The sequence below is a fragment of the Streptomyces sp. bgisy027 genome (assembly GCF_057710365.1).
Genome location: NZ_JBYIVZ010000101.1, coordinates 1 through 11354 on the forward strand (window position 1 = coordinate 1; position 11354 = coordinate 11354).

At 72.7% G+C, this 11354-nt stretch carries 14 protein-coding genes and 4 pseudogenes; 6 read left to right on the plus strand and 12 right to left on the minus strand.

The window, feature by feature from the left end; genetic code table 11:
- Positions 1–32 precede the first annotated feature (32 nt).
- The 4 genes and pseudogenes from AC3ETA_RS47055 to AC3ETA_RS47070 all read right to left on the minus strand — a co-directional run.
- Positions 33–557, minus strand: a complete 525-nt coding sequence (locus AC3ETA_RS47055; RefSeq protein WP_432199043.1) for a DUF3618 domain-containing protein — start codon at positions 555–557, stop codon at positions 33–35.
- Complete coding sequence (locus AC3ETA_RS47060; protein ID WP_432199044.1) at positions 554–973, minus strand: phage holin family protein; 420 nt, start codon at positions 971–973, stop codon at positions 554–556. Before AC3ETA_RS47060 ends, AC3ETA_RS47055 begins: the two co-directional genes overlap by 4 nt.
- Positions 974–1026: 53 nt before the next feature.
- Positions 1027–1665, minus strand: a pseudogene (locus AC3ETA_RS47065) (hypothetical protein).
- 17 nt (positions 1666–1682) lie between these two features.
- Positions 1683–1931: pseudogene (locus AC3ETA_RS47070) on the minus strand (lipoyl protein ligase domain-containing protein); the annotation flags it as partial.
- Here AC3ETA_RS47070 and AC3ETA_RS47075 point away from each other — a divergent pair.
- Positions 1866–2030 carry a hypothetical protein gene (locus tag AC3ETA_RS47075; RefSeq protein WP_432199056.1) on the plus strand — a complete coding sequence of 55 codons (165 nt, stop codon included), beginning with the start codon at positions 1866–1868 and terminating at the stop codon, positions 2028–2030. The pseudogene AC3ETA_RS47070 and the gene AC3ETA_RS47075 overlap by 66 nt on opposite strands.
- A 45-nt stretch (positions 2031–2075) precedes the next feature.
- Positions 2076–2987, plus strand: coding sequence for a 4-hydroxy-tetrahydrodipicolinate synthase (dapA, locus tag AC3ETA_RS47080; protein WP_432199045.1), 912 nt, complete (start codon positions 2076–2078; stop codon positions 2985–2987).
- 343 nt (positions 2988–3330) lie between these two features.
- Here dapA and AC3ETA_RS47085 read toward each other — a convergent pair whose 3' ends face one another.
- The 6 genes and pseudogenes from AC3ETA_RS47085 to AC3ETA_RS47110 form a co-directional block, all read right to left on the minus strand.
- Positions 3331–3570 (minus strand): hypothetical protein, encoded by a 240-nt coding sequence (locus tag AC3ETA_RS47085; protein WP_432199046.1) that lies wholly within the window; start codon positions 3568–3570, stop codon positions 3331–3333.
- Positions 3571–3774: 204 nt separating this feature from the next.
- The gene (dapD, locus tag AC3ETA_RS47090) at positions 3775–4764 is read right to left on the minus strand and encodes a 2,3,4,5-tetrahydropyridine-2,6-dicarboxylate N-succinyltransferase (protein WP_432199047.1); all 990 of its coding nucleotides are present in this window, start codon (positions 4762–4764) and stop codon (positions 3775–3777) included.
- A gap of 192 nt (positions 4765–4956) precedes the next feature.
- Positions 4957–5295 (minus strand): annotated as a pseudogene (locus AC3ETA_RS47095) (RNA polymerase sigma factor); the annotation flags it as partial.
- Between the two features lie 146 nt (positions 5296–5441).
- Positions 5442–5978, minus strand: coding sequence for a TetR/AcrR family transcriptional regulator (locus AC3ETA_RS47100; protein WP_432199048.1), 537 nt, complete (start codon positions 5976–5978; stop codon positions 5442–5444).
- Positions 5978–6298: a DMT family transporter gene (locus AC3ETA_RS47105; protein ID WP_432199049.1), complete on the minus strand. Its 321-nt coding sequence runs from the start codon at positions 6296–6298 to the stop codon at positions 5978–5980. The genes AC3ETA_RS47100 and AC3ETA_RS47105 overlap by 1 nt, the downstream gene beginning before the upstream one ends.
- 75 nt (positions 6299–6373) lie before the next feature.
- Entirely contained in the window at positions 6374–6763 is a 390-nt protein-coding gene (locus AC3ETA_RS47110) for a winged helix-turn-helix transcriptional regulator (protein ID WP_432199050.1), read from the minus strand.
- Positions 6764–6894: 131 nt separating this feature from the next.
- On the opposite strand from AC3ETA_RS47110, the gene AC3ETA_RS47115 reads away from it, so the two are divergent.
- Positions 6895–7302, plus strand: coding sequence for a RidA family protein (locus AC3ETA_RS47115; RefSeq protein WP_432199051.1), 408 nt, complete (start codon positions 6895–6897; stop codon positions 7300–7302).
- Positions 7303–7306: 4 nt separating this feature from the next.
- Here the strand turns inward: AC3ETA_RS47115 and AC3ETA_RS47120 are convergent, their stop codons facing one another.
- The gene (locus tag AC3ETA_RS47120; protein ID WP_432199052.1) at positions 7307–8191 is read right to left on the minus strand and encodes an endo alpha-1,4 polygalactosaminidase; all 885 of its coding nucleotides are present in this window, start codon (positions 8189–8191) and stop codon (positions 7307–7309) included.
- An 88-nt stretch (positions 8192–8279) separates the two neighbouring features.
- Complete coding sequence (locus AC3ETA_RS47125; protein WP_432199053.1) at positions 8280–9197, minus strand: MBL fold metallo-hydrolase; 918 nt, start codon at positions 9195–9197, stop codon at positions 8280–8282.
- 82 nt (positions 9198–9279) lie between these two features.
- Here AC3ETA_RS47125 and AC3ETA_RS47130 point away from each other — a divergent pair.
- From AC3ETA_RS47130 to AC3ETA_RS47140, 3 genes and pseudogenes are all read left to right on the plus strand, one after another.
- Positions 9280–9402, plus strand: a pseudogene (locus AC3ETA_RS47130) (LysR family transcriptional regulator); the annotation flags it as partial.
- 87 nt (positions 9403–9489) lie between these two features.
- Positions 9490–10302, plus strand: a complete 813-nt coding sequence (locus tag AC3ETA_RS47135; protein WP_432199055.1) for a LysR substrate-binding domain-containing protein — start codon at positions 9490–9492, stop codon at positions 10300–10302.
- A 138-nt stretch (positions 10303–10440) separates the two neighbouring features.
- Positions 10441–11274, plus strand: coding sequence for an AbfB domain-containing protein (locus AC3ETA_RS47140; RefSeq protein ID WP_432199054.1), 834 nt, complete (start codon positions 10441–10443; stop codon positions 11272–11274).
- Positions 11275–11354 lie beyond the last annotated feature (80 nt).

The following is an 11354-nucleotide window of genomic DNA, read 5'->3' on the forward strand; positions in this document are numbered from 1 at the left end:
GCGTCCCAACCGGACCCGGCGGGGCCGCCGTCTCAACGGCGGCGTCCGCCGCGCCTGCGTCGCAGCACCGAGGCCGCGACAAGTGCTCCGGCCGCCGCGCCGACCACCAGCACCGGCCGGGGGTGCCGCAGGCCGGCCCGGACGACCGTGCGGACGGGGCCCGGTGCGCCGTGCTCCGCCGCATGGCCGGCTTCGGTCGCCTTGTCGTGGACGGTGTGGCCGGCTCGGGTGGCCCGGTCCTGGACGGTGTGACCGGCCCTGGTCGCCCGGTCCTGGACGACGTGCCCCGCTCGTGTCGCGCGGTCCTGCATCGCGTGGCCGGCCTGGGCGGCGCTGCTGCGCAGTTGCACGGTCATCGCGCCCGCCTTGTCCTTCAGGTCGGCGGCGCGGGTCATGGCCCGGCCCTTCAGGTCCGCCTTATCCATCAACTCGGCCACGGTGTCGCCGAGTTCGCCGCGCGTCCGCTCGATCTGGTCACGCAGCTCCTCGGCGCCCCTGGTCCCCTCGGCGGCCTTCGCGGCCGCGCCGCGCATGTCGCCCGTGGTCCTGTCCGTCATCGGTGCGCCCTTCCCTTGATCTCCTCGACGTCCGTCCTGACGCTGCCGAGAGCCTCCTCGGGTGTGGGAGGCGCCGCCCGGCGCAGCTGGGCGCGGCCGGTCGCCGCGAGCAGAGCCGCGAGCGCGAACAGCACCCCGGTCACGATGAGCGCGGCGGCCCACAGGGGCATCGTCAGCGAGAGGGCGGCGGTGGCGGCCGCGGCCAGGAAGAGCAGCCCGGCGTACGCGACGGCACCCGCCGCGCCCAGCAGTCCGCCGCCACGACCGGCCCGCCGGCCTTTCTCCGCCAACTCCTCCTTGGCGAGGGCGACTTCCTGTCGTACGAGTCGGGAGAGCTGTTCGCCCGCCTGTGCGACGAGTTCGCCCACGGAGTGGTGATCCTCGCGCACCGGTTCGGGGGCCATGGTCCCGGTCACGGTGTTCCGCCTCCTCTCGGTTCGGAACTCCCGCGTACCCGGACCTGCCCCCGCTATCCCTCCCGTCCGCTTCCCGGTCCGCGCTCGCCCAGCCGGGCCAGCTGAGCCTGGAGCAAGTCGAGGCGGGCCTGCAGCAGTGCCGCCTCCGCGGTGAGTTCGGATACGCCGAGTTCCTCGACGGCGCCGAGGTCGCCCGGTGCCACGCTCACCGCCGCGCCCGCGACCACCCGCAGCCCCTCCCCCGCCAGCCGGGCGAACCCCGCGAGCGAGACGGACGTACGGCCGCGCAGGCAGCCCCCGCAGGACGGGGCGAGTTCCCGCCGACTGGGGCGGCCCCGGCCGGTGTCGGCGAGCGCCACGGCGACCGTGCCGCAGGCACACGGGCCGACCGTGGCGGTCGGTGCGCACCCGCTGACGGGCGTAGCGGAAGCCGCGTTCGAAGCGGATGTAGCGGCCGAGCACGGTCACTTCGAGCAGCACGGCAGCCCGGTGCTCGGCCGTGCACAGCAGCCCTTCGGCCGTCGTGCGGTCGTGCGGTCGTGCACGCAGTGGAAGCCGCAGTCGCAGCGGCGGTTCGGCGCACGGTGTCCGAGGCCGTAGACGCAGGACGCGTCGGCCCTCCAGACCCCGGCCAGCGACTGGGCGCCGGGCGAGGTGTCCGGCGTACCGTCTCGAAGCCGAGGTCGGCGCAGGCGGCGATCAGGCCGTTCTCCACCCGGCGCACGATGCCGCCGGGCCCGCGCTCGCGCAGATTCAGCACGAGGTAGCCGATGAGCTGGCCCGGGCCGTGGTAGGTGGCCCGGCCGCCGCGGTCGACGGGGACCAGGGGGACCGTCAGGCGGGCGGGGAGTTCGGCGGGCGGGGTGCGCGAGCCGTAGGTGATGACGGGCGGATGAACGAGCAGCGTGAGCCGGTCCGGGATCTCACCGGCGCGGCGCCGCCCGACCCAGTCGGTCATGTCCCGTACGGCGTCCTCGTAAGGGACTTCGCCGAGGTCGCCGCGCTCGACGCACCCAACAGCCCTCGTGCCGCAGGACTCCTTATCAATACCTCGTAGAAGAATTAAGTGGAGCTACGCGATCGCCGTGCCGAGACTACTCCCATGACGACTGCCGCCGCCTCCGCCTTGTCCTCGCCGCCCTTCGGCCGCGCCCTGTGCGCCATGATCACGCCCTTCACCCGGGCGGGTGCGCTGGACCTCGACGGCGCGCAGCGGCTCGCCGCCCGGCTGGTGGCGGAGGGCTGCGACGGTCTCGTACTCTCCGGCACGACGGGCGAGTCGCCGACCACGACGGACGCGGAGAAGTCGGAGCTGGTCCGGGCCGTCCGGCAGGCCGTGGGCGAGCGGGCGTCGATCGTCGCGGGCGTGGGCACCTTCGACACCCGGCACACCGTCGAGCTGGCCCTGGCGGCCGAGAAGGCGGGCGCCGACGGCCTGTTGGTGGTCACGCCGTACTACAGCAGGCCCCCGCAGGACGCCGTCGAGGCGCACTTCCGCGAGATCGCCGACGCGGCGGGGCTGCCGGTCGCGCTGTACGACATCCCCGGGCGCACCGGCACCCGGATCGAGCCGGAGACGCTGATCCGGCTCGCCGAGCACCCCCGGATCGTCGCGGTGAAGGACTGTTCCTACGACTTCCTCGGCACCCAGAAGGTGCTGGCCCGCACGGAGTTGGCGTACTACGCGGGCTGCGACGAGCACAATCTGGCGCTGTACGCGGTGGGCGGGACCGGGTACGTCAGCACGGTCGCCAATGTGGTCCCCCGTCACCTCCGGTCCGTGCTGGACGCGTTCGACGCCGGCGACACGGCCGGTGCGGCCCGGCTCCAGCAGCGCGCCACGCCGCTCATCGAGTCGATGATGTCGGCGGGCCTGCCCGGCGCGGTCACCGCGAAGGCGCTCCTGGGCGAACTCGGCCTGCCCGGGGGCCCGGTCCGCGCACCGCTGCGGCCCGCCGGCCAGGAGGCGGTCGACGGGCTGCTGACGGCGTACGAGTCGCTCACGGCCGACTGATCACCGGTTGCTCACCGGCGGGCGAACACGGGCTCCCACTCCTGTCGCCCGGTGTTCAGGCTCTCCTCGCGGACCCCGCTCAGCGGGACGACCTTGTCGCTGCCGATGGTGACCAGCACCAGGCGGGGCCGGCACTCCCCTCGTCCAGACCGGTCACCCGCTCCCAGGCGATGAGCCGCCTGTCGTCGGCCCAGGCGAGCAGATGCGCTCCGCGGACCTTGGTCTCCTGACCCATGCGACGCGTGCGGGTCGCCGCGGCTATGCCTGGGTGCGAGAGGAATTCAACGGCAGGGGGCCGGGTCCGTACCGCACCCCCCTGCGATACGTCCCGGCCCCGGCTGTGTCAGCCCCAGGTGTACCCGTCGCCGACGAGCAGGAAGTGCTCCAGCACGTCCTCCATGGGGTCGTCCACCTGCCCCACGTTGACCAGCCCGATCCGGGGCCCGTTGTGCGAGCCCGTGTTGGTCTCGTCGGCGTGCGCGCTCCCGGCCGGCAGCCAGCAGGCCGCCCCCGCGGCGAGCACCCCGGCCACCAGTCGCAGTACGACCCGGCCCCGCTCGCCCGTCTCCACTCGACCCGTCATCAGCCCTCGGCCCTCATCTCGTCGTTTCGGCGTGTGATCGGAAACTGCGTCCACCGGTTCATCTGCCCGGACCGCCGGGAGGTCACGAGGAGTAACCCGTACGTGAGCGTGTCGCGCCGGAGACCGACGGTCGTGCGAGCGCCCTCCGAGGACCGTGCTCGGGTCCTGGGAGGGCGCTCGGCGATGACCGGCTGTCGGGGTCGGTCAGTTGTGGCTGTGCAGGATCTCGTTCAGGCCGCCCCAGACCGCGTTGTTCGGGCGGGCCTCGACGGTGCCGGTGACCGAGTTGCGGCGGAAGAGGATGTTGGACGCGCCGGACAGCTCGCGGGCCTTGACGATCTGGCCGTCGGGCATGGTGACGCGGGTGCCGGCCGTGACGTACAGGCCCGCCTCGACGACGCACTCGTCGCCCAGCGCGATGCCGACGCCCGCCTCGGCGCCGACCAGGCAGCGCTCGCCGATGGAGATGATCACGTTGCCGCCGCCGGACAGCGTGCCCATCGTCGAGGCGCCGCCGCCGATGTCGGAGCCGTTGCCGACCACGACGCCCGCGGAGATACGGCCCTCGACCATGGAGGTGCCGAGGGTGCCGGCGTTGAAGTTGACGAAGCCCTCGTGCATGACCGTGGTGCCCTCGGAGAGGTGCGCGCCCAGGCGGACCCGGTCGGCGTCGGCGATGCGGACGCCCTTCGGCGCGACGTAGTCCGTCATGCGGGGGAACTTGTCGACCGACGTCACCTGGAGGTGCAGGCCCTCCGCGCGGGCGTTCAGCCGGACCTTCTCGAGGTTGTCGACGGCGACCGGGCCGAGCGAGGTCCAGGCCACGTTGGCCAGGAAGCCGAACTGGCCCTCCAGGTTCAGGCCGTGCGGCTTGACCAGGCGGTGGGAGAGCAGGTGCAGACGCAGGTAGACGTCGTGCGCGTCGATCGGCTTCTCGTCGATCGAGGCGATGACCGTGCGGACCGCGACGACCTCGACGCCCCGGCGGGCGTCCGGACCGATCGCCTTCGCGGCGCCTTCGCCGAGCAGTTCGACGGCCTTCTCGGCGGACAGCCGCTCGCTGCCGGAGGGGCCCGGCTCGGCGACGAGCTCGGGCGCGGGGAACCAGGTGTCGAGAACAGTGCCGTCGGCGGCGATCGTGGCAAGGCCGGCGGCCACGGCGCCGGTGGTGCGAGGAGCAGTCGTGTCGGTCATGAGGGCAACCTAACCGGCCGGGGCGCGTCGGGGCTAACTCGGGCACGGGGCGTCTCAGGGTGCGAGCGGCCCGGCGGGTGCTCGTCCGGGTGCCGGGGTCCCCTCCCGCTCCCGGAGACCTCGGCGCCCGGGCCCGTGCCCGACCGGCCGGCCGGCCCGCGCTCCCCCGTGGCGCGAGCCGACGCTGTCCGGCGCGACCGGGTCGTGCCCCATGCGGGCCGGCGCCCGCAGTGCCCGTACCTCGGCGCGGCGCTGCTTGCCGATGAGGTTGGTGGCGGCGATGCCGTAGAGCCAAGGCCGTGCGCTGGGGCGAGTGCGGTCCTAGCGGGCGCGGATGCGGAAGGCGGTCAGCAAGGTGTCGGCGGTGATGCCGTCGGCCGCCGTCTCCCCGAGTCGCCGGGCCGCGTACCGGTGGATGTCGGGCGCGCAGCGGTCGTAGAGCCGGGCGAACAGCTCGGGCTGTTCGAGCGATCCGGCCACAACGTCGGCGTCGTTCGCCACGCGTTCCGCCTGCGGCGGTGGTCCGCTCACAAGGCCTTCCCTGTCGTGTCGTGTCGTGTCGTGTCGTCCTGAGCGTGTCACCCCCTGTTCCCCGCGGGCGGGAAAGGCTCCCCGGCAGGTCGCAAGCCTTGTCCCGCAGGGCACGCTAGGGAGATGGGGCGACGAGACGTCGCAGGTCAGGGAATCATCCGGCGCAGCACGTCACACGCGTACGCCTCGTCGTACGGCACCTCCGTGAGCAGCACCTGCAGGCAGATCCCGTCCATCAGCGCGACCAGCGCGCGGGCGGTGACCGGGTCGGTGCGGTGGGACACGCGCTCGGCGAGGTCCTGGGCCCACTCGGCGGCGACCGGGCGCAGGGCGGGGCGGCGCAGGGCGGCGAGGTACAGCTCGTACTCCAGCTCCACGCCCGTGCGGTCGCCCGCGAGCCACTCGCCCATCCAGCCGGCCAGTTCGGCGGCGAGGTCGGTCTGCGGGTCCTGAAGGCCGCCGCGCGAGGCGATGACCTTGGCGAAGCCCTCGTTCGCCTGGCGCAGCGCCGCCACCAGCAGGTCGTCGAGGGTCTTGAAGTGGTACGTCGTCGAGCCGAGCGGCACGTCCGCCTCGGCGGCGACGGTGCGGTGGCTCAGCCCGGCGATGCCCCTCTCGCCCACGACCCGGATCGCGGCGTCGATGATCCGCTGCTGCCGCTCGGGGTCGTAGCGCCGGGCCATCAGTGCGCACCGCCCAGGTTCAGCACGACCACGCCGACGATGATCAGCGCGATGCCGGCGGCCTTGGTGGCGGTCATCCCCTCGCCCATGAACAGGATCCCGATGGCGGCGATGGCCGCGGTGCCGACGCCGGCCCAGATCGCGTAGGCCGTGCCCACCGAGACGGTCTTGAGCGTCTGGGCGAGCAGCGTGAAGGACAGCAGGTAACCGAGTGCGGTCAGCAGCGAAGGCAGCAGCCGGCTGAAGCCTTCGCTGTACTTCATCGCGGTCGTGGCGGCCACCTCGGCCGCTATGGCTCCGGCGAGCAGCAGGTATCCCATATGTACAAGCGTACACAACGATGCGTACGGGCGTACACAAACCGTCCCTCACACGGAACGGCCTCGCGGCCCGCACTACTGCTTGCGCGCCTCGAAGCTGTCGCGGGCCTGCTCGATGTGCCCGATGTAGCGGTGGGTCCAGTCGCACATGCCGTCGATGGTCACGCGCAGGGCCTGGCCCGGCTCGGTGAGGGTGTACTCGACGCGCGGCGGCACCGTGGGGTGCACGGTGCGCTCGATCAGGCCGTTGCGCTCCAGCATGCGCAGGTTCTGGGTGAGCATCTTGTGGCTGATGCCGTCGACCTCGTCACGCAACTCGCTGAAGCGGAGGGTGCCGTCCCCGATGGCCTCGATGATCAGCAGCGCCCACTTGTTGGCGATGTCCGTGAAGATCTCCCGGGCCAGCGAGTCCGCCCGCGTCACGTCCGCCTGGTCGACCGAGTCACTGAGCTGCTTGGTACCCATGAGGTTCCCCAGTCACTGAAAAGTGCGTTCTTCCATGTCAGCGTTCACTCTCCTACGGTTTCCGAGTAACCACAAGTGACTACGGGGCCCGCGGCACGCCGCCCGGGCTCGGAGCGCAAGGAGCGGACACCATGGCCATCACCCTGATGAACCCGGCGGGACTCGTGGAGATCGACGCCTACCGTCAGGTGGCGATCGCCGGCGGCTCGAAGCTGGTCTTCGTCGCCGGGCAGGTCGCCTGGGACGCGGACGGCGTCACGGTCGGGGCGGACGACCTCGCCGCACAGGTCGAGCAGTGCTACCTCAACGTCGGCACCGCCCTGGCCGCGGCCGGCGCCTCCTTCGAGGACGTGGCGAAGCTGAACGTCCATGTCGTCGACTGGACCCCCGACAAGATGCCCCTGCTCATGGAGGGCATCACCCGGGCCGCCGCCAAGCTGGGGGTGACCCCCGTGCCGCCGGCCACGCTGCTGGGGGTCGCGGCTCTCGACGTGCCGGAGCACCTCGTGGAGATCGAGGCCACGGCCGTACTCGACTGACCGGTCAGCAGGTACGGCGGCGGTAGCCGGCCTCCCCCTGCGGTACGACGTCGAGGTCGCGCAGCACCACCGAGAGCCGGTCTCCCCACTCCTCGCAGGCGGCGGCGAGGCCGTCGGCGCGGTACTCGATGACGAAGACCCGGTCGTCGTAGGCGTCCGCGTACGCGCCGCACTCGTCGTACTGGCCGCACTCCTCGGCGACCGCGAAGTCGAAGCCCACGTCGCGGCCCCGCCCTGCCAGGGCGGCGGCGTTCTTCTGGCCGATCGCGAGACCCGCGGCGTGCGCGCGGGCGGCGAGCAGCTCGCCGAAGGCCACGTTGTCGTCGGCGGTCAGCAGCCCGTCGGACCGCTCGTCGGAGTCGAGGTTGTCCGCCTCGACAGCCCTGTAGCCGGCGTCGGCGCAGCCGTCGATCCACTTCCCCACGATCCCGGCGAGCTGTTCGCGCTTGTCGGCGGTGGAAGTGTCCAGCAGGATCTCGTCCCAGTCCCGGTCGACGACGGGCGTGCCGTCGTCGTCGCGCAGCAGCAGGTCGGGGGCGTGCTCCTGCCACCAGTCCGCGGCGTCCGGCTGGGCCTGGAAGGCGTTGACGTAGCAGATGTTGTACACGTCCGGCGCGGGCTTCGCCGTACGGTCGCGGGAGACCGCCGCCACGCCCCTGGGCGGCGGGTAGGCGCCGCCGATCTGGTAGTCGAAGCCGATGCCCGGCTCGGGCAGTTCCACCTTCGCCTCGCGGCCCGGACCCGTGGCCGAGGGGGCGGTGGCGCGGTCCGGGGCGGCGCCGTCCTCGCCGTCGGACGCCGTGCAGCCGCCGACGGCGAGGACGAGCGCACCGCACAGAGCCGCGACCGCCGGCGCTCGGCGAAGGGCAGGGGGGACGCGGTGGACCATGATCCGGGGGCTCCTGTCGGTGTGTGAACTACGGTGCTGTCCGGCCATGATGCCCTGCCGCGGAGCACGGGTTCGCAAGTGCCCGTCCCTACGGCGACCCGCACGGGTGCTCGGCGCACAGGCATCCCATGCCCCGCTCGATCCACTCCCGGCCGGCCCACCTTGGATGCCGCTCGATCAGCAGCGCCGCCACCTCGGCGGCGATCCCGTCCTCGCCCATCGCGGAGTCCCGTCGCCGCCAGGTCTCGTCGCGCAGCTCGCGCAGATGGTCCCGGACGTCGGTGAGCACCTCCGGACCGCCGGTGTCACCGTGTCCGGGGACCACCACCCGGGCCCGGTCCGCGGCCAGCCGGTCCATCACCGCCGGCCGGCGCCTCCCCGAGACGTCCGTGTCGTACGGCGGGAACCACGGGAAGACGGCGAACTGCCCGGTCTCGGCCAGGTCCCCGGTGAACAGCACCCCGGCGTCCGGCACTTCGACGGCCTGGTCGCCCTTCGAGTGGCCCTGACCGGTGGCCCGCAGCCGGACGTACCGGCCGCCGAGGTCCAGGTCGTGACCGCCGTCGTGGACCACGTCGGGGGTGGGCGGGCGGACGCCTTCGAGGCGGCGGGCGATGTCCCCGCCCAGGCCCCGGAACGTCTCCAGGCAGCCCGCGCCCCTGGTCCTGAGGTCGTCGGCCTGCGCACGGTCGACCAGGTAGGTGGCCTCGTCGGCGAAGCCGTGGGCGCCGAAGGCGTGTTCGGGGTGGAAGTGGGTGGTGGTCAGATACAGTCGGCGGCCCTTCGCGACCTCGGTGGCGAACGCGAGGACCTGCTCGGCGTTGGCGGTTCCGATGCCCGTCTCCACGACGAGTACGGCCCGGGCGCCGCCGATGACGCTGATGTTGGGCACCAGCGGTGCCCCTCGGTTCGGGATCACCAGCAGGCCGGGGGCGATCTCCTCGGCGTCCGCCGTGCGCATGGCGGGGTCGGGCAGGGGCTCTTGGGACATCGGTTTCTCGGTCATGTTCCGAGTCCACCGCGGGTGCGCCCCGACCGTCCAAGACCCATCCGGTGGGCTCGATACCGTACGGGTACCGTCGCTGTTCATGGAGCTGCGCACGCTCCGCTGTTTCGTGGCCGTCGCCGAGGAACTCCACTTCGGCCGGGCCGCCGCCCGCCTGCACATGAGCCGGCCGCCGCTGAGCCGGGCGATCAGACGACTGGAGTCCGGCGTCGGCGCCGCCCTGCTGCACCGCTCCCCCGCGGGCGTCAGGCTCACCCCGGCCGGGGCGGCGCTGCTGGACGCGGCACGTGCCCTGCTCGACCGGGCCGACCGGGCCGACCGGGTCCGGGTACGCGTGGCGACGGCGGCCGGCGCCACCACCCTCACCGTCGGCTTCCTGGGCGAGAGCACCGACCGGGGTGCGCGGCGGCTGGCCGACGCCCACCGGGGGCGCCGTCCCGGCGTGGAGGTCCGGGTGCGCGAGACCGACCTGACGGATCCGACCTGCGGGCCGCGCGCCGGTCTCGTCGATGTCGCCCTGACCCGTGGGCCGTTCGACGAGACGGGGCTGACGGTGCACGAGTTGCGCGCCGACCCGGTGGGCGCGGTGCTCCGCGCCGACGATCCGCCGGCCCGGCGCGACCGGTTGACCTTGTCCGACCCGGCCGGCCGACGCTGGTTCCGGTTCCCGGCGGGGACGGACCCGCTCTGGCAGGCGTACTGGAACGGCGGTCAGCGCCGCGAGGGTCCCGTGGTGCGCGGCGTTCAGGAGTGCGTGCAGGCCGTGCTGTGGAAACGGCACGGTCGGGATGGCCCCGCTGCTCGGGCACGGGATGCCGGAGGAGCCGGCCGTCGTCCCGGTCGTCGACATGCCGGAGGAGCCGGCCGTCGTCCCGGTCGTCGACATGGCGGAGGAGCCGGCCGTCGTCCCGGTCGTCGACATGCCGGAGGAGCCGGCCGTCGTCCCGGTCGTCGACATGGCGCCGAGCCGCGTGCCGGCGGTGTGGCAGGAGGGCGACAGGAACCCGCTGATCAGATCACTGGTCGGGATCGTGACGGCCGCGTATCGCACCTGACGGCAAGTGGCCGCCGAGGAAGGCCGGTTCAGCTGGTTCACTCGGAGTGAATCAGCTGAACCGGAGTGAATACGGGCCGTTCCGAACAGCTGCTCCCGGACCACTGGGTCCACTAGTGTTTCACCGTTCACATACCGGTCCTTCGCAGCCGCGGCTGTCGTCTCGTGACGCCGCTGGAGGAACACCGCATGCCTGATAACAAGTCCCGGCCGTCTCAGGACCAACCCTGGGAGAGCGGCTGGGCCCCGGACACCTCAAGGGCACCGGGAACGCGCCGCCTGTGGCTCGCGGGCGGGATGGCGATGGCGACGATCATCGCCTGCGTCACGGCAATAGCCATATCGGAGAGGGACTCTGACGGAGATTCAGCCGCGGCTTCGACTCCCGCGGCGGACTCGACGGTGCCCGGCCTGATCTCCTTCGCCACGCCTTCGGGGACCGCTCCCCCGAAGGGCAGGAGCGGTCTGTCGAAGGAGAGGCCGACGACCGAGGCACCCCATGAGCAGAACGCCTCCAAGCCGAAACCGGCGCCCGACAGCTCCAAATCCCCTTCCGGCGACGCCGGTTCACCGACGGAGGCCCCGAAGCCCCCGGCCGCCACCGCCTGGCGCTCCATCCGCTCGGTCAACTACCCCGACCGCTACTGGCACATGAGCGACGGCCGGGTGGGCCTCGACCAGGTCCGCGGCTCCGAGTCCCGCGAGGACTCCACCTTCAAGCAGGTCAAGGGCCTGGCCAACAGCTCCTGCTACTCCTTCGCCACCCGCGACGGCCAGTACCTGCGTCACCGCAACTTCGTCCTGCGCGCCGAACGCAACGACGGCTCCGCCCTGTTCACCCAGGACGCCACGTTCTGCCCGCGCGACTCCGCCCGCTCCCCCGGCGCGACGATGCTGGAGTCGGTGAACTACCCGGGCCACTTCCTGCGCCACAAGAACTTCGTGGTCCGCCTCGAACGCTACGACCACAGCTCCCTGTACCTGGCGGACTCGTCGTTCCGGCTGGTGGACGGGCTGGCCTGAGCCGGATCGGCACGGGCAGCCGGGGCAGCCCGGGCGCAAGAAAAGCGGGGGGACCCTGCAAGGGGCGCCGCTTCCGCATT

Coding starts and splice junctions, on each gene's coding strand:
- dapA (WP_432199045.1), top strand. CDS start 2,076: ATGACGACTGCCGCCGCCTCCGCCTTGTCCTCGCCGCCCTTCGGCCGC.
- AC3ETA_RS47120 (WP_432199052.1), bottom strand. CDS start 8,191: ATGGTCCACCGCGTCCCCCCTGCCCTTCGCCGAGCGCCGGCGGTCGCG.
- AC3ETA_RS47110 (WP_432199050.1), bottom strand. CDS start 6,763: ATGGGTACCAAGCAGCTCAGTGACTCGGTCGACCAGGCGGACGTGACG.
- dapD (WP_432199047.1), bottom strand. CDS start 4,764: ATGACCGACACGACTGCTCCTCGCACCACCGGCGCCGTGGCCGCCGGC.
- AC3ETA_RS47125 (WP_432199053.1), bottom strand. CDS start 9,197: ATGACCGAGAAACCGATGTCCCAAGAGCCCCTGCCCGACCCCGCCATG.
- AC3ETA_RS47085 (WP_432199046.1), bottom strand. CDS start 3,570: ATGACGGGTCGAGTGGAGACGGGCGAGCGGGGCCGGGTCGTACTGCGA.
- AC3ETA_RS47055 (WP_432199043.1), bottom strand. CDS start 557: ATGACGGACAGGACCACGGGCGACATGCGCGGCGCGGCCGCGAAGGCC.
- AC3ETA_RS47105 (WP_432199049.1), bottom strand. CDS start 6,298: ATGGGATACCTGCTGCTCGCCGGAGCCATAGCGGCCGAGGTGGCCGCC.
- AC3ETA_RS47075 (WP_432199056.1), top strand. CDS start 1,866: ATGAACGAGCAGCGTGAGCCGGTCCGGGATCTCACCGGCGCGGCGCCG.
- AC3ETA_RS47115 (WP_432199051.1), top strand. CDS start 6,895: ATGGCCATCACCCTGATGAACCCGGCGGGACTCGTGGAGATCGACGCC.
- AC3ETA_RS47100 (WP_432199048.1), bottom strand. CDS start 5,978: ATGGCCCGGCGCTACGACCCCGAGCGGCAGCAGCGGATCATCGACGCC.
- AC3ETA_RS47140 (WP_432199054.1), top strand. CDS start 10,441: ATGCCTGATAACAAGTCCCGGCCGTCTCAGGACCAACCCTGGGAGAGC.